This window comes from Thermopirellula anaerolimosa, assembly GCF_054657335.1.
Map to the genome: position 1 here is coordinate 2,797,260 of NZ_BAAHYX010000006.1, position 17,458 is coordinate 2,814,717.

Genomic DNA, 17,458 nt, shown 5'->3' on the forward strand with positions numbered 1-17,458 from the left:
TTCCCGCCGCCGTATGATGAAGGAGTCGGGGCGGGGCGAGTGGGCGACGCCACGCCGAAACGGCGGGGGCAATGCGGCAGTCGCCCGGACATCGCGGCGAGAAAAGGGAATATGTTCGTTTATCACCACGGACTTCGCTTGACGGTCGCCGATCTGGCCGTCGACACCCGGCGGCGGCACGCCCGAGCGTTCGTCTCGCATGCCCATTCCGATCATATCGCGCGGCACGATTACGTCCTGTGCACGGCCCCCACGGCGGCCCTGATGGAGCATCGCCTGGGAAAACGAACGGTCCGCATCATGCAGCCGGGCGAACCCATCTCGTGGGCGGGCGTCACGCTGACCGCCCTGCCCGCCGGGCACTGCCTGGGCGCCGCCATGCTCCACGTCCAAGCCGACGGGCAATCGCTCCTGTACACCGGCGATTTCAAGCTCAGCCCCTCCGCCACCGCCGCCGCGGCGCAACCGACCCGAGCCGACATTTTGATCATGGAAAGCACCTTCGGCACGCCGGATTACCGCATGCCGCCGCAGGACGAGGTCTTGTCGAGGCTCCGCGATCTGGTGCGACGCATCCTCGACGGCGGTGCCGTCCCCGTAATCGAGGCCTATTCGCTCGGCAAAGGGCAGGAGATCACGCGGCGGCTGAACGACATGGGGTTTCCGGTCGTGCAGCATCCGCACGTCTGGGCCGTCAGCCGAATCTACGAATCGTTCGGCGTCAACTTGGGCCGCTATCGCCGGTGGGACGGCACGGTGGAACCGGGAGAGGCGGTGGTGGTGCCGCCGCGCAAGCGACTGGAGATGCGCGGGCTTCGGCAGGTCCGGGTGGCCGTGACGGGCTGGGCCGTCGATCCCGCCGCCAAGTATCGCCTCGGCGTCGATCACGCCCTGCCGCTTTCCGACCATGCCGACTACGACGAACTGCTGGAAATGGTGGAGCGCGTAGCCCCCCGCGTGGTGTACTGCACGCACGGATCCGACGAGTTCGTCAACCGCCTGCAAGAGTTGGGGTGGGATGCCCGGCCTTTAGGCCGGTCCACGCAGCGACGATTGTTCTAACGGCGGGCGCGGCGAGGAATCGCTGGAAACTGAGACCGCCGCGCGGCGGTCTCCTGCCGCGCGGTTCGGATCGGCGGCGAGGGTCACGCGACGCTCGCCGTTTCGGGCGGACTGAGCGCGGCGCGGATCGGTCGAGCCAAACGGCGAAACTCGGCCGCGGAGACGGCCAAGGTGTCCCAGCGGGGTGAGATCAGCCGCGCGGCGGCGCGGTAGGCGCCCAATTCCACGGCCAAGAACCCGTACTGCCGATCGCGGAACGTGAAGAGATCCTCCGGGGCGACCGGCAGGCGGGCTCCCACCCGCTCAAAGGCGAACACGAACAGCCCGCGAAAACCCTCGCCGAAAAGCCGCTCCCATTCCGCCAGGCTTTCCAGGTCGTCCCGCGTGGACCAATTCTTCCAATACTGATGATGCTCGTCGCCGGAGGGGAATCGCCTTCCCTTGATGTCCACCAGCCAGGCGAAACCTCGGGCCGAGGCCACGATGAAGTCGAGGCTCTTCAGGGATCGACCGTCGGCCATCACGGCGCGGCGGGCCTCGTCCACGGCCACGTAGGGCACCCCCTCCGCCCGCAGGTAGGCCTCGAAGGCCGCTTCGTAGTGATTTCCGCGATCGGCCACGACCAAATCCCCGCTTCGGCCGCACGACGGCGACCCGTTCGCCATGACCCCCGATACGCCCCAGCATATCCGTCGCCGGGCCGACGATCAATCGAGCATCCGCCGCAACTCCGCGATCAATTCCGCGGCGTCGTCTTGCAGAGGGACTTCGACCTGCTTGCCCGTCTTCAAGTCCTTGATCTTGCAGCGACCGCTTTGGAATTCGTCTTCGCCCAAGACCAGGGCCGCGCGGTGCCCGCGCCGGTCCGCGTACTTGAGTTGCTGGGCCAACTTCTTCGCTTCGGGGTAGAACTCCACGCCCAAACCGGCCGCGCGAAGCCGCGCCGCCAACCGCAGGTAGTCGTTCCGCCGCGTGCTTTCAAAGAAGGGGAGAAAGACGGGGGCGGGCGTTTGCACGCCCTCGATCATGCCCAACTCCTCCATGGCCGCCAGCAAGCGATCCAATCCCAGCGATGCCCCCACGCCGGGCAACTCCTGCCGCGTGAACAGGGCCGCCAAGTTGTCGTATCTCCCGCCCGAGCACACGCTCCCGATGCCCGGCAGGGCATCCAAAAAGGTCTCGTAGATCGTACCCGTGTAGTAATCCAGCCCGCGGGCGATGGACACGTCGATGCGGAAGCAACTCGGTCGGGCGGCGGCGCCGGCGGCCTCCAAGAGGTCGCGGAGTTCCGCCACGCCTTCCTCACCCAAGGGGCTTCCGCGGACCAACGCCTCCAGGCCGCGCAACACCTCGTCGTTCTCGCCGCGAAGGGAGGTCAGTTCCAGGACGCGCCGGGCCTCCGCCTCCGTCAGACCCGCCGCGCTCCGCATCTCTTGGGCGACCGCGTCGAGGCCGATCTTGGCCGACTTATCCAGCGCCCGCAGGATCGGCACCGCCCGATCCCGCAGTCCCAACACATCCAACAGACCGTTGAGGACCTTGCGATTGTTGATGTGGATGCGAAAATCCTCGAAGCCGATCGCCCGCAGCAAATCGTGAATCACCAGCGCCGTTTCGATGTCGGCCTGCACGCAGCGGGTGCCCACCGTGTCGAAATCGCACTGCATGAACTCGCGATAGCGGCCTCGCTGCGTGTTCTCGCCCCGCCATACCGTCGCCAGGTGATACCGCTTGAAAGGCGTGCCCAGTTCGTTGAAATGCTGGGCGATGAATCGCGCCAAAGGCACGGTCAGGTCGAAGCGGAGGGCCACCCGGCGACCGCCGTGGTCCTCGAACTGATAAAGCTGTTTGTCCGATTCTTCGCCCCCCTTGCCCGACAGGATTTCCAAGTATTCCAGGGCCGGCGTGTCGATCGGCGCATAGCCGTACGAGCGATAGACGCGCCGGGCCGTCTCCATGATCCGCTCGCGCGGAATCATGATGTGCGGCGGATAGTCGCGAAAGCCTTTCAGGGTGCGGGGCGTGATGATCGACGTCATGACGGTACGGTTCCGCGAAGAAGCAGGGAGAGGGATGCGTCAGGCGCCGGGCACGGCGGATCGGGAACGCTTACGGCGACCGTTCGACCCCGCACCGTTCCCGTCCGGCGGCAGGGGCGGCGGGAGGATGGGCAGCGACCCCGATGCGTCCCGGGACGCTTCCCGAGGGCGAGGGCCGAGCAACGCCTCGGCGTACTCCTCCACTTGTTGCGGGACTTCGAACAATTGGTCGTACACCGAATTCTCCTCGAACTCGCACTGATCCGTCGAGTAGTCGCGACAGATCTTGGGCCGCGTGGGATAGATCCCGCAAAGACCGTCCGCACGCAACTCCCGGCAGGTCGTGTAAATCATCAGGTACCACGTATCGCCGTCCACGAAGACCGCCGTGTGCTCGTGCAGCAAGAACCAGCGGACGGTGTCGAAGTCATCCCAGGTGGTCGGCGTATCGATGTGCAGGGCGATGTAATGACAACACTTGGCGGGACAGTGCAGGCACAGATTGGTCCCGGGCGGATAGTCGGCCCGTCGAAGGATCGGCCCCCGCGCGCCGTTACGCCTCAACCAGTAATTGGGAGGAGGTTGGGTCATCGCGTGCTTCCCTTTGCGATCCCGCGAAAAGTGCCGGAGACGCGACCCCGGCGACGCGCGACGCGCCTGCCACGCAAGGCGTCGCCCCGCCGGACGAAACGCCTCCCTTTCGTGAGCTTACCGCTTTCTCGCCCCCTCGGTAAGCCCGGGCACGCTCTCGTTGTCAGCCTTGAATTGACATGTTCCCGGATTCTTGCGCATGGAAATGCCCCCTGATTCTCACGAATGGATGATTCTCACGAATAGAAACGTCCCTTTCCGGGGGTTCCAGGAGCTGACGAATCGGGCGACGAACCGCAGAAGGAGAGAATTGCCTTCCCCGGGCGGTTCCTTCGCTCCGCCCGCGAGAACGACTCGCGCTGTCGCAGATGGCCGGCGTCCGCTCGCCTCACGCGTCCGCGAAAAAAGCGCGGGGTTGGACTCAACCTGTCCAAGCCCGCATTTATGCTGCAAGAATGGCCTTGCGCGAAAACCGACGGCGCCGGCAGTGCTCGGCGGCGAAAAAAGTTATGATTCCGGTCGGTTCAACGTACTTTGGGAAGGAATCCACTTCGTTACGCGAAAGTCGATGCGAGAACTCTCATGCCTACCGATCCCTCCGGCGAATATCTGGCTCACAGCGCCAACGACCGCGGCCAAGGCATTCCCGAACTGTTGCGGGATCATCTCCTTCGAGTGGCGGAACTGGCGCAACGCTTCGCGGAACCGTTTTCGTGCGGTCATCAAGCCTACGCCGCGGGCCTGCTGCACGATGCCGGCAAGTACGGCGATCGGTTCCAGAGTTACATTCGGGGCCGAGAGTCCCGCGGGGGCGACCACGCCGCGCCCGGAGCGATCATCGCGGCCTACCGGTATGGAAAGGGCGGTCTCTTTCCCGCCGCGGCCATCGAAGGCCATCACGGAGGCATGGAGTATTTGCCCCTGTCCGCCAAGCAATATTGCGAGGACCGGATCCGATTGTTCAAGGAAACACCCCGGAAGTTTTCGACCGACGATCTTGGGCGGCTCAAAACGCTCTTGGACAAGGAGGGCATCGCGTTACCGGCCGAAGTCGAAGGGCTGGTCCGCAGCGGCAAAATGATTGCGGACATGCTGGACGCGCGGATGCTGTTTTCGTCCCTGGTGGACGCCGACTATCTGGCGACGGAGGCCCATTTCGCGGGCGACGCCCAAACGCCCTATCGTCTTACGCCGGAACGCCCGCCGCTGGACCTCGCCCGGGCGATTCAGGCCTTTGAGGACCACCTGGAGTCCGTGCGAAACCATTCCGACAACATCGATTCGCCCATGCGGGAATTACGCGAATCGCTGTTGAACGACTGTATCGCCGCCGCCGCGTCGCCGACCGGTTTGTTCACGCTCTCCGCCCCCACCGGTTCCGGAAAGACGCTCGCCATGCTGGCCTTCGCCTTGCATCATGCGCAACGTCACGGCCTGCGGCGGATCGTCGTGGTCCTTCCCTACCTCAACATCATCGATCAGACGGTTCAAGAGTATCGCAATATCTTCAGTGAGGCGCGGGGATTCGACCCCGGAATCATCCAGGAACATCACAGCCTGGCGGAGCAGGGGCGCGACGACGCGGCCAGAATATCCGGCGATCACGGCGATCCGGATAGCGAGGACGCCGAGGAACCGGAGAGCACATCGCGGAGCCTAACCCCCAATTGGGACGCCCCGATCATCTTGACGACGACCGTGCAATTCTTCGAATCGCTCTTTTCGGCTCGGCCGTCTCGTTGCCGCAAATTGCACCGCCTGGCCAAGAGCGTGATCCTCTTCGACGAGGTCCAAACGCTGCCGCCCAAACTGGCCGTTGCTACGTTGTCGGCCTTGTCGCGACTGGCGCAGCCCGACGGGCCGTACGGTTCCAGTCTCGTCTTCGCCACGGCAACGCAACCGGCGTTCGAAACGCTCGAAAGTCGCGTGGCGATGTACGCCCCGGGCGGTTGGCAACCGCGCGAAATCGTCCGGCATCCCGAGAGGCTTTTCGCGGCGGCGGCGGGCCGCGTGCAAACCGTTTGGCGCCACGAGACGCCCATCTCGCTGCAAGACCTGGCCGCCGAATTGCAAGGACACGACCGGGTGATGTGCATCGTCAATCTGCGGCGCCACGCGGCCGATTTGGCGCGGCTGCTGCAAGCGAGCGGCACCGCAGGCGTCCTGCATCTTTCCACGAATATGTGCCCCGTCCATCGCCTCCGCGTCTTGGACGAGGTCCGTCGGCGTCTCCGGGAGAACGTCCCGATTCGCCTGGTCGCCACACAGTGCGTCGAGGCCGGCGTGGACCTGGATTTTCCCACGGTCTATAGGGCGATTGCCCCCTTGGAGTCGCTCGTGCAAGCGGCGGGACGTTGCAATCGCCAGGGTGCCCGCGAATCGGGGCGGGTCGTCGTCTTCCGCGTCGCCGATGAGCGAAGCGAATATCCCCCCGACTATAAGTATCCCGTCGCTATTACTCAAACCTTATTAAAACAGCTCAACATTTCCCAAAACACGGAAGACAGCCGCATACTCTACGATCCCAAAACAATGAGTACATATTTCGCGACGCTGTACAAAACCATTGGGCGCGACGATTCCAAGATTTATCCCGACGATGAGCGGGAGCTTTTGCAGGCGATCGAGGCGGGCCGATTCGACGAGGTGGAACATCACTACCGTTTAATCCCCGATATTACGATCAACGTGCTTACGTCGTACAACCCCGAGGAACGGGACGAGCTGACGGCGGAACTAAAGAATCCGCCCGGCGGCAAAGGGGATTGGGTCCGCGATTGGATTCGCCGTGCGTCGCGCTACGCCGTTTCCATGTTCCGTCCCACGCGAGGCTCCGGACTTGCCAACCACCTGCAGCCGATCGCCTTTTTCCGCCGGAAACACGCCGAGTTGGAGGAAAGCACTTGGTTCGTGGCCTTGCCGGGCTTGCCTTACGACGACCTGCTGGGGCTCGTCGCACCGGATAATGCGAGCGATTGGGTTCTTTGAATCATTACAAAGGAGGTGCCATTCATGGCGGCGGCACGACGTCACACCTTGGAAGTTTGGGGCGATTTCGCGTGCTTTACTCGCCCCGAAATGAAAGTCGAGCGATACTCCTACCCCTGTCCCACGCCGAGCGCCGCGCGAGGGATATTCGAGGCGATTTATTTCAAGCCTCAATTCCGCTGGCAGGTCGATCGGATCGAAATCCTTTCCGAGATCGCCTACATCGGCCTGCGGCGGAACGAGACGAAAGAGAAGATCAGCGAAGCCGCAGTGAAGAAGTGGATGCGAGGCACGGCGGAACCGGAACCGATCCTGGCGGACGGCGACCCCGACGTGACCGGAAACACCGGCAGAGGCCGCACCCAAAGGCAGACGATGGCGGTGCGAAATCCCCGATATCGCATCACCGCCCACATCGTTCCCAGGCCGGGCAACGAGAGTCAGCAGGCCGCGTACGACGCCCAGTTCGTTCGCCGCGCATCCTGCGGCAAATGTTTCTATCAGCCGGCTTTTGGTTGCCGCGAATTCGTGGCCTTCTTCAGATTGGTCCAGGAGGGCGAGGAGCGGACGCCGCTCTGCGAGCATACGGAAGACTTGGGCTGGATGGTGTACGACGTCTTCGACCTGAACCGGATCAACGACCGCTCGGCGCCGCCGTTCATCACGCTCTTCCGTGCCAAGATCGAACGCGGCGTCTTGGAGGTCCCGCCCTTCGATAGCGCCGACGTCCGTAAACCCGTGAGCCAAAACGCCTAGAGGAGCTTTCCACCATGTTGCATTACCTGGCGGAGTATGCCCGGCGCGAGAATCTCAGCGTCGCTCCCGGGCTGAAACCCAAGTTCGTCCGCTGGCTGATCGTCTTGGACGAACAGGGCCGATTCACGTCGGTCGTAGATTTGGCGGGCGGAGAAAAGAAGTCCAAGGGCCGCGAGTTTGCGGCTTGCCCCGAGGTGGCCCAAAGTTGGCTGCAAGGCGGCGGCCGCGCGAACTTCCTGGTCGAGGCCCTTTCCACGATCGTCCTGTTTACCAAGGAAAACCCGCCCGACGCCAAGTCCGTTCGCAAGAACGATTTCTTCGTGGGTCTCTTAGAGCAAGCCGCCGGGGAAGTTCTCGAGTTGGGCGTCATTGCCCGCGCTCTGCGATCCCCGGAAGTCCTGGACGCCGTCCACGAGGCCTTGCGTACCCAGAAGGCCAAGCCCACCGATTCGGCCACGTTCGCCTTAGCTCTACCAACGGGCGGGATGCGCATCTTCGTGGAGGAATCGAGTTGGCACCCGTGGTGGCAACAATTCCTGGAATCCATCGGCCGCAACCGCGACGAGCCGAAATCGGAAAAGCGGGGCGGCAAAAAGCCGGCGTCGAAGCTGATGCTCGACTTGCTCACCGCGAATCCGGTAGAACCGCTCCCCACGCACAATAAGATCGAAAAACTCAGCGACGTCGGCGGTTTGGCCACCGGCGACTCTCTGATCGGGTTCGACAAGGACGCTTACACCTCGTTCGGCTTGGAGCAGGCCGAAAACGCCGCCATGAGCGAGGATAGCGCCAAAATCTATCTCACCGCGCTCAACCATATCATCGCGCATCGCTGCCACCGCTTGACGACCGTCAAGGTCGGCTTCTGGTACAGCAAGCGCATCCCGCCGGAGCTCGACCCGCAAAACGACTTCGGCCTGAGCGCCTTCGGACCCGCCGCCGACGACGAAGATGACGAAGCCTCGGACGATCCTTCGCGACGCAATCAAGCGGAGTCGTTCGCCCGTAAGGCTTTGAATGCCATACGTTCCGGCGAGCGGCCCGACCTCAAGGACTGTCGCTATTACGCCCTCACGCTCTCGGCGAACAGCGGGCGGGTCGTCATCCGCGACTTCACGGAGGGGAGCTTCGAGGAGTTCGCTCAAAACGTCGATCGCTGGCTGACGGATCTTGCCGTCATCGACCGCGAAGGCCGGATCCAAGATCGTTTTCGATTCACGCAAGTCTTGGCCGCGCCGGTCCGAGAACTCAAGGACGCCTCGGCTCCCTTAACGGCGACGCTGTGGCGGAGCGCCGTCCACGGCCTGCCCATTCCTCACAGCGTGATGGCGCAAACTCTCCATCGCGTCCGTATCGACTTCCTTCAGGGCGAATCCCCGCGAGTCGCCCGCATGGCGTTACTGAAGGCCTTTGTGAACCGTAATGAAAGGTTGCCCAAGATGAATCCCGAACTGAATCCCGTGGAAAACCACCCCGCTTACGTGAGCGGCCGGATCATGGCCCTTCTGGCCGGCATCCAAAGGACGGCCAATCCCGACGTAGGTGCCGGCGTCGTGCAGCGTTACTATGCTGCGGCAAGCGCCACTCCCGCTTTGGTCCTGGGACGCCTGGTCCGCACCGCCCAAATCGCCCACCTGCCCAAAATCGAGCAGGAAGGGCTGCGCCGCTGGTTCGAAGGCCAACTCGCCGAACTGTGGTCGCGTCTGCAAACCGCTCCGCCCCGCGCCCTCACGCTCGAGGAGCAGACGCTGTTTGCGATGGGGTACTACCACCAACTGGCGACCCGCGCCAAGGCCGCGGAAAACGAGGAGCCTACCCCTGCCGCCGCGGAGTGAGCTCCACGCTCGGTTTCAACCGTGAACGACTGTCCAAACCGGAACGTTAACGAACCCTTGGTTTCAAGATCTCGGAGTTACCATCATGTCTCAGACCATCCAAAACCGTTACGAATTCCTGTACCTCTTCGATTGCGAGAACGGCAATCCTAACGGCGATCCCGACGCCGGCAACGCTCCGCGGATCGATCCCGAGGACATGCACGGCCTGGTCTCGGACGTCGCCGTCAAGCGGCGCATCCGCAATTACGTCCAACTCGCCAAAGGCAACGTCATGCCTCATGCCATCTTCGTGGAGCACGCTTGCAACCTCAACAAGCACATCACGCGCGCCCATCAAGAGGCCAACGGCCAACTGCCGACCGGCAAGAGCGGAAATAAGGACGCCGTCAACAATGCCCGCCGCTGGATGTGCGAGAACTTCTATGACGTCCGCACGTTCGGTGCCGTGATGTCCATCGGTCCCAACGCGGGCCAGGTCCGCGGACCGGTCCAGGTGACCTTCGCCAGGTCCGTGGATCCCGTTCTGCCGCTCGACGTTTCCATCACCCGTATGGCCGTGGCCGAAAACGTTAAAGATGCCAAGTCCTGGCAGGACTACGAACAATGGGAGGCCGAGCAAAAGGAGGACACGCTCCGCACCATGGGCCGCAAGTCGCTGATCGCCTACGGCCTGTACCTTGGCAAGGGCTTCATTTCCGCCCATTTGGCCGAGCAAACCGGCTTCACCGCCGACGACCTCAAGCTCTTCTTCGACGCCTTGCTCAACATGTACGACCACGACCGCTCCGCCAGCAAAGGGCAGATGTCGGTTCGCCGCCCGGTCTTCGTCCTCAAGCATGTGGGCACGGATTCGAATTCCGAGCAACGGGCCGCCCAGGCCAAACTCGGCTGTGCCCCCGCCTACCTTTTGTTCGAGGAAATCATCAAGGTTTCCCGCAAGGACGGCGTGCAGACTCCGCGATCCTTCGACGATTATGTGGTCACCGTCCATGAGGATAAGATTCCGCCGGGCACGGAGCTTCTCCGCCTGCCCGAGGATAGGGATCGGCTTACCTGATCCCGCGTTCACCGTCCGCCCGCGCGGGCGATCGTCAATCCCCAAGCGTTCCCGCACCGCCGGTCTAAGCCGGCGGTGCCTTCCCATCATGCGATTCCGGAGCCGCCGGTTGTGCCCTGGCAATAGATAGCCCAAATCAGAGCCGCCGCCGTTAGCCGGCGGTGTGTTCAGACTCTGCAAACTCGGAGCCGCCGGTGTTAACCGCCGGTGTTCTCGCCATGTATTCCGAAGAGGAACTGATTCCCATTTCCGCCCTGTCGCAATACACATACTGTCCGCGACGCGCCGGCCTGATCTTCGTCGAGCGCCAGTGGGCCGATAACGTCTTCACCGTTCAGGGACGACACGTCCACGAGCGTGCTCATCAGCCCTCCAAGACGAAGGCCGAAAACCGTTGCGTCGTTCGCGGTCTCTACCTCAGTTCCGCCCGACTGGGACTCTTCGGCGTGGCCGACGTCGTCGAGTTTCCCGCGGAAGACCCGGTCAGCGACGTCACCATTGTGGAATACAAACGCGGCAAGCTCACGGCGCGGCGCAAACTCGAATACGAAGTTCAACTCTGCGCCCAGGCCGTTTGTTTGGAGGAGACGCTGGGCCTGAGCCTGCAACGCGGATGCCTGTTTTTCGCCCTCTCCCACCGTCGCGTCGAGGTCGAGTTCACCGCCGACCTCCGCCAAACGGTCGAGTCCGCCGCCCAAAGCATGCACGAACTGATCCGGGCCGCCGCGGTACCGCCGCCCCAACTCGGCCGCAAATGTCGCGGTTGCTCTCTTCGCAATCTTTGTCTGCCGGAACTCAGCGTCGGTCGCAACGCCGCCGCTTATCTCCGCCGACTCACCGACGACGCAGCCGCGAAAGCGGAACAGCATCCGAAGGATAAGTCCTCATGAAACAGCACTTGAACACCTTGTTCGTCACCACGCAGGGCGCCTACCTCAAAAAGGACGGCGAAGCCGTGGCCGTCCTCATCGAGCGCAAGACTCGCCTTCGTTGCCCCTTCATCAATCTCGGCGGATTGGTCTGCTTCGGACGTGTCGCCGTTTCGCCGCCCCTCTTAGGCGCTCTGGCCGCGAACGGCATCTCGGTAGCCTTCCTTTCCCAATACGGCCGACTCCTCGCCGTTACCCGCGGCTTTACCCCGGGTAACGTCATCTTGCGTCGCCAGCAATACCGCTGGGCCGACGACGCCGAGCGATCCGCCGAAGTCGCCCGTTCCTGCGTACTCGGCAAACTGGCCAACTGCCGCCTCAACCTGCGCCGTGCCGCCCGCGAACATCACGATGCCGATGCCGCAGCGGCATTGAATGCCGCTGCCAACCGCCTTCAAGGTGCCTTGGAATCCCTTCTCCCAGCCCTTCCCCTCGACACCGTCCGCGGCATCGAGGGCGCCGCCGGAGCCGACTACTTCGCCGTCTTCTCCCATCTCATTCAATCCACCGACAGTCGCTTCGCTTTTACGGGCCGTTCTCGCCGGCCTCCCCGCGATCCCGTCAACGCCCTCCTCTCGTTCACGTACGCCCTCCTGCTCAACGACGTCCGCTCCGCCTGCGAAGCCGCCGGTTTGGACTCCCAGGTCGGTTTTCTCCATCGCGACCGGCCGGGGCGCCCCGGACTCGCCCTCGATCTGATGGAGGAACTCCGGCCCATCATCGCCGACCGCGTCGTTCTCAACCTTATCAACCGCCGACAAGTACGGGCCAAAGACTTTCAATGGCAACCGTCGGGTGCCGTGCTCCTCTCCGAGAATGCCCGCCGCACCGTCCTGCAAGTCTTTCAGGAACGCAAGAGCGAGGTCGTAACGCACCCTTTTCTAGGCGAAAAGATGACGCTGGGGTTGGTCCCCCACATCCAAGCCCGACTGCTGGCCCGATTCATTCGCGGCGATATCGACGCCTATCCCCCGTGCGTCCTGCGTTGAACCTTGTACCGGAGTCACGCCATGATGGTCCTTGTCACCTACGATGTCTCCACCAAAGATAGAGCGGGCGTGCGCCGCCTCGGTCGCGTGGCGAAAAAATGCCTGGACTTCGGCCAACGCGTGCAAAACTCCGTGTTCGAGTGCTCGGTGACGCCCGAGCAATGGGTCACGCTTCGCCGCGATCTTGAGACGATGATCGATCCCGAGCAAGACAGCCTCCGCTTTTATTTCCTCGGTGCCAATTGGAAACATCGCGTTGAGCACATCGGCGCGAAGCCGAGTATCGATCCGGACGGCCTGCTTCTGGTTTGAGAACCGGCTTCTCGATGCGCGCCCCGTTAGGAGCCGCCCCCCCAAAGGGTATGCAGTACGACATTCGCGAACCCCGATCGGTGGCAAAAACCCGGGGGGTTCGCGTTTTCCGTAAATGCTTAATTTCACACGATTTGCGACTTAATCTCGAATTCATGAGTCGTTACGGACGGAATTTTTTGGGGGGTTCGCGAAATCTTGCGTGGAAGTGTCGCCCTAATATATAGTTAGGAGAAAGGGGTCGCCCTCTGCGCGAGGGCGCGGATTGAAACATGTGCGGCTGTGTACGCTTTTCGACGCTCAATTCGCGTCGCCCTCTGCGCGAGGGCGCGGATTGAAACGATAGTGGAATGCGATGAGATGATAGTCCGCGGCATGTCGCCCTCTGCGCGAGGGCGCGGATTGAAACGCAGCCGATATTGCGGCATGGTAGTGGAGAATCCATGGTCGCCCTCTGCGCGAGGGCGCGGATTGAAACGCAGTGGCAGCTCGATTATCCATCATGCATTGCGAGTCGCCCTCTGCGCGAGGGCGCGGATTGAAACAGCTGTGGCAATGATGCTGGCAGGCAACAAACCACGTCGCCCTCTGCGCGAGGGCGCGGATTGAAACAGCATACAACCGGGCCGTTCACGTTGAACACCGTCGCCCTCTGCGCGAGGGCGCGGATTGAAACTGCCGCAGCCACCATAGGGGCCGCCACCGCAAGCCGTCGCCCTCTGCGCGAGGGCGCGGATTGAAACACGCCACCGGAGCCTACGGATGCACGCCCTGGAGTCGCCCTCTGCGCGAGGGCGCGGATTGAAACTACTGGCACTTTCGCAATGCATGATGGATAATCGAGTCGCCCTCTGCGCGAGGGCGCGGATTGAAACAGCTTGAGGCCGCATCCGAAATTGCCAGATTGTTGTCGCCCTCTGCGCGAGGGCGCGGATTGAAACTCACCTAGGATTTGTGCGAAACCAAAATCTGATTGGGTCGCCCTCTGCGCGAGGGCGCGGATTGAAACCTGTGCGTGTTCGTGTCCGCCGGGGGCGACCATGCGTCGCCCTCTGCGCGAGGGCGCGGATTGAAACGCGACGCGGAGGGCTGCTCGACGTGTGACGTTGAGTCGCCCTCTGCGCGAGGGCGCGGATTGAAACCTACAACTATTGGTTCTCCAGATTGGATGCCGCGAGTCGCCCTCTGCGCGAGGGCGCGGATTGAAACCAGAAAAGCGGCGTGGGCCGTTTCGAGGGCTTGGGTGTCGCCCTCTGCGCGAGGGCGCGGATTGAAACAAGAAGGTGAACTTCTTCGGCGGCGAGCCGATGGTGTCGCCCTCTGCGCGAGGGCGCGGATTGAAACCGTGGCGGTCGATCGTAATCACGCCGCCGTCGCCCGTCGCCCTCTGCGCGAGGGCGCGGATTGAAACTCTCAGACTCACGGATATCGTCGGCGATCGCGGAGTCGCCCTCTGCGCGAGGGCGCGGATTGAAACCCTGCTTCCGGAGGGATCATGCTTCTACCGTCGCGTCGCCCTCTGCGCGAGGGCGCGGATTGAAACTCTCAGACTCACGGATATCGTCGGCGATCGCGGGTCGCCCTCTGCGCGAGGGCGCGGATTGAAACCGCCGGGGGCGACCATGCAGCGATGGTCCTTGCCGGTCGCCCTCTGCGCGAGGGCGCGGATTGAAACTCCAACGACGACCAATGACGACGATAGACTTCAGTCGCCCTCTGCGCGAGGGCGCGGATTGAAACATAAGCCGATGTCAGAGAGAACCCGGTCTTGTCGCCGTCGCCCTCTGCGCGAGGGCGCGGATTGAAACAGGTGTAAGCCTGAATAATCTTAAAGTTTGCGGAGTCGCCCTCTGCGCGAGGGCGCGGATTGAAACTACAGGAGATAGACAAGTAGTTTTGTGCCGAGATGTCGCCCTCTGCGCGAGGGCGCGGATTGAAACTCCAACTGGATGCGTATGAGTCGCGAGACCGCTACCGGGTCGCCCTCTGCGCGAGGGCGCGGATTGAAACTTTCAGACCCGGATTCACAAGCCGAGAAATATCGTCGCCCTCTGCGCGAGGGCGCGGATTGAAACTTATTGGCCGTTGGAGCCGTCGAGTAGGACCACGGTCGCCCTCTGCGCGAGGGCGCGGATTGAAACACTCAGCGAATGCTGCTGCACACTCCCAGCGTCGGTCGCCCTCTGCGCGAGGGCGCGGATTGAAACTCGATGACCTCCACGATGAGCGGAGCATCAGCAATCGTCGCCCTCTGCGCGAGGGCGCGGATTGAAACTTCTGGAACGCACTGAGGTTCTGCGACGGCGTGACGTCGCCCTCTGCGCGAGGGCGCGGATTGAAACCTCGGCAAGGCCGTCGCAGCCGCCGGGAACGGCCCGTCGCCCTCTGCGCGAGGGCGCGGATTGAAACTCGATGGCTGCTATATGTTCCACGAGTGCCCGGCGTCGCCCTCTGCGCGAGGGCGCGGATTGAAACTCAAGCCCGGATCGACGAGGCGAGTAATGTCGAGCGTCGCCCTCTGCGCGAGGGCGCGGATTGAAACATTGGTCGGCGATGGCGAGACGCATACGGCAACAGTCGCCCTCTGCGCGAGGGCGCGGATTGAAACTAACACAAACCAACCTACCTCGAAACGGCAATTTGTCGCCCTCTGCGCGAGGGCGCGGATTGAAACATTGGGGCAGCCCCACTCACAAATTTGGACGCCACGTCGCCCTCTGCGCGAGGGCGCGGATTGAAACAACTCAGGCGGGCGATTTCTGCGGCCCAATCGCCGTCGCCCTCTGCGCGAGGGCGCGGATTGAAACACGCCGCATTCGCGCTCGATTCGTCCGGCGATGGTCGCCCTCTGCGCGAGGGCGCGGATTGAAACCTTGACCACTTCCCGGCACGCTTGAATGTATACCGTCGCCCTCTGCGCGAGGGCGCGGATTGAAACCCGAAGCACCCACGGATGCGGATGCTTGTACTCTGGTCGCCCTCTGCGCGAGGGCGCGGATTGAAACCCTCGGCGGCCGTTCCTCGCCAAATCCATTTCTGTCGCCCTCTGCGCGAGGGCGCGGATTGAAACAACCCCATGGCATTTCATTCGATTCCAAATTCAAAGTCGCCCTCTGCGCGAGGGCGCGGATTGAAACTGTACCCCGTGGCTTGAAGCTGTTCGCCAGGCGAGTCGCCCTCTGCGCGAGGGCGCGGATTGAAACTCAGCCCTCGCCGGGGACCGAGCAGAGGAAGACGGTCGCCCTCTGCGCGAGGGCGCGGATTGAAACCAAAGACGAGGATCCGACGCCGCGAAACTTCGGGTCGCCCTCTGCGCGAGGGCGCGGATTGAAACGGCGCGCAGCCAAGAGGACTGGGAGATCAACTTCGGTCGCCCTCTGCGCGAGGGCGCGGATTGAAACTATCGAGAAGCAGAAGCGCAGCCGCAAGCGATGCCGGGTCGCCCTCTGCGCGAGGGCGCGGATTGAAACGGGCGGGTCGCTCAAGTGGGCGAAGGTGAAGGTCGCCCTCTGCGCGAGGGCGCGGATTGAAACCGCCAACTCATAGACCTTCTCGACGTACACCGCGTCGCCCTCTGCGCGAGGGCGCGGATTGAAACAGTGTTGCCGTTCGGGTCTCGCCAGCGGCGACCAGTGTCGCCCTCTGCGCGAGGGCGCGGATTGAAACTCCGATTGCCACGGCTTCGGGTTCCGTTCGGAACGTCGCCCTCTGCGCGAGGGCGCGGATTGAAACACGATGCTAGTGCGGTACGAAATCCCGGATTGGAGTCGCCCTCTGCGCGAGGGCGCGGATTGAAACCCCACGCAGGCCGACAAGATCGCGTCGACGTCGCGTCGCCCTCTGCGCGAGGGCGCGGATTGAAACCGTCGTGTCCCACGCGACATATTGGATCGTGAGTGAGTCGCCCTCTGCGCGAGGGCGCGGATTGAAACGCACCGGAAGCGGCGATATCTGTTCGACATGCTACTGTCGCCCTCTGCGCGAGGGCGCGGATTGAAACATTCTGCGCAAAAACGGGTCCCATTGCCAGAATTGGTCGCCCTCTGCGCGAGGGCGCGGATTGAAACATCACAATCTGAGGCATTACCCACGCAAACGCTGAGTCGCCCTCTGCGCGAGGGCGCGGATTGAAACTTCGCCAGCCAGCCGACCACGACGAGGCACTCCAGTCGCCCTCTGCGCGAGGGCGCGGATTGAAACTGATAGCAGCCCGCCGCACATCCGGCCTGCGCCTCGGTCGCCCTCTGCGCGAGGGCGCGGATTGAAACAATCCACTTGGCGATCGGCAACGCTCGCTTCCGGTCGCCCTCTGCGCGAGGGCGCGGATTGAAACTTTATTTGAATACCGGAGCTATACCGAGTGCTGCTGTCGCCCTCTGCGCGAGGGCGCGGATTGAAACTTCTTCAGCACAAGTTGGAACTTGTCGGCTACCAGTCGCCCTCTGCGCGAGGGCGCGGATTGAAACATCTCCTTTTTTGTTAGTGCCTCGCGAGCTACGTCGGTCGCCCTCTGCGCGAGGGCGCGGATTGAAACTGACACAGAGCCGTGCACCGGCAGCGGCGATGTCTGGTCGCCCTCTGCGCGAGGGCGCGGATTGAAACATTTCGGATGCCGCAACTGCGATGTGGATGTGTGTCGCCCTCTGCGCGAGGGCGCGGATTGAAACGAGCGGATGCAACGTGGTATTGGTTCACCTCACCTGTCGCCCTCTGCGCGAGGGCGCGGATTGAAACATATATATGCAGAATTTCGACCCCCTACCCCGGGTGTCGCCCTCTGCGCGAGGGCGCGGATTGAAACGATAGCACCATCACCCAGGCAACAGTTGACAAGCTGCGTCGCCCTCTGCGCGAGGGCGCGGATTGAAACCTACTGCGATGTCTGCGACGCGGAGGG

General features: G+C 62.9%; 11 protein-coding genes and 1 CRISPR repeat array (1 of these 12 running past the window's edge). Of the genes, 8 read left to right on the forward strand and 3 right to left on the reverse strand.

The window, feature by feature from the left end:
* Positions 1 to 39 precede the first annotated feature (39 nt).
* The gene (locus ACYQ6J_RS16085; protein ID WP_460185211.1) at positions 40 to 1,062 is read left to right on the forward strand and encodes an MBL fold metallo-hydrolase; all 1,023 of its coding nucleotides are present in this window, start codon (positions 40 to 42) and stop codon (positions 1,060 to 1,062) included.
* A gap of 83 nt (positions 1,063 to 1,145) precedes the next feature.
* On the opposite strand, the gene ACYQ6J_RS16090 is transcribed toward ACYQ6J_RS16085, so the two are convergent.
* The 3 genes from ACYQ6J_RS16090 to ACYQ6J_RS16100 all read right to left on the reverse strand — a co-directional run bounded on the left by ACYQ6J_RS16090 (position 1,146) and on the right by ACYQ6J_RS16100 (position 3,692).
* Positions 1,146 to 1,682, reverse strand: coding sequence for an HYExAFE family protein (locus ACYQ6J_RS16090; RefSeq protein ID WP_460185212.1), 537 nt, complete (start codon positions 1,680 to 1,682; stop codon positions 1,146 to 1,148).
* An 87-nt stretch (positions 1,683 to 1,769) separates the two neighbouring features.
* Complete coding sequence (gene hisS / locus ACYQ6J_RS16095; RefSeq protein WP_460185554.1) at positions 1,770 to 3,092, reverse strand: histidine--tRNA ligase; 1,323 nt, start codon at positions 3,090 to 3,092, stop codon at positions 1,770 to 1,772.
* A 48-nt stretch (positions 3,093 to 3,140) separates the two neighbouring features.
* Complete coding sequence (locus tag ACYQ6J_RS16100; protein ID WP_460185213.1) at positions 3,141 to 3,692, reverse strand: YkgJ family cysteine cluster protein; 552 nt, start codon at positions 3,690 to 3,692, stop codon at positions 3,141 to 3,143.
* Between the two features lie 582 nt (positions 3,693 to 4,274).
* Between ACYQ6J_RS16100 and cas3 the strand changes: the two genes are divergently transcribed.
* The 7 genes from cas3 (at position 4,275) to cas2 (ending at position 12,561) form a co-directional block, all read left to right on the forward strand.
* Positions 4,275 to 6,680: a CRISPR-associated helicase Cas3' gene (gene cas3, locus ACYQ6J_RS16105; protein ID WP_460185214.1), complete on the forward strand. Its 2,406-nt coding sequence runs from the start codon at positions 4,275 to 4,277 to the stop codon at positions 6,678 to 6,680.
* A gap of 24 nt (positions 6,681 to 6,704) precedes the next feature.
* Entirely contained in the window at positions 6,705 to 7,436 is a 732-nt protein-coding gene (cas5c, locus tag ACYQ6J_RS16110) for a type I-C CRISPR-associated protein Cas5c (protein ID WP_460185215.1), read from the forward strand.
* A 14-nt stretch (positions 7,437 to 7,450) separates the two neighbouring features.
* Positions 7,451 to 9,271 carry a type I-C CRISPR-associated protein Cas8c/Csd1 gene (cas8c, locus tag ACYQ6J_RS16115; protein ID WP_460185216.1) on the forward strand — a complete coding sequence of 607 codons (1,821 nt, stop codon included), beginning with the start codon at positions 7,451 to 7,453 and terminating at the stop codon, positions 9,269 to 9,271.
* Positions 9,272 to 9,356: 85 nt separating this feature from the next.
* A complete protein-coding gene (cas7c, locus tag ACYQ6J_RS16120) occupies positions 9,357 to 10,331 on the forward strand; it encodes a type I-C CRISPR-associated protein Cas7/Csd2 (protein WP_460185217.1) in 975 nt (324 codons plus the stop codon).
* A 194-nt stretch (positions 10,332 to 10,525) separates the two neighbouring features.
* Positions 10,526 to 11,221, forward strand: coding sequence for a CRISPR-associated protein Cas4 (cas4, locus tag ACYQ6J_RS16125; RefSeq protein ID WP_460185218.1), 696 nt, complete (start codon positions 10,526 to 10,528; stop codon positions 11,219 to 11,221).
* A complete protein-coding gene (cas1c, locus tag ACYQ6J_RS16130) occupies positions 11,218 to 12,249 on the forward strand; it encodes a type I-C CRISPR-associated endonuclease Cas1c (RefSeq protein WP_460185219.1) in 1,032 nt (343 codons plus the stop codon). The genes cas4 and cas1c overlap by 4 nt, the downstream gene beginning before the upstream one ends.
* Before the next feature lie 21 nt (positions 12,250 to 12,270).
* A complete protein-coding gene (cas2, locus tag ACYQ6J_RS16135) occupies positions 12,271 to 12,561 on the forward strand; it encodes a CRISPR-associated endonuclease Cas2 (protein WP_460185220.1) in 291 nt (96 codons plus the stop codon).
* 240 nt (positions 12,562 to 12,801) lie between these two features.
* Positions 12,802 to 17,458: direct repeats of the CRISPR family, unit length 32 nt; unit sequence GTCGCCCTCTGCGCGAGGGCGCGGATTGAAAC (it continues 15,908 nt past the right edge of the window).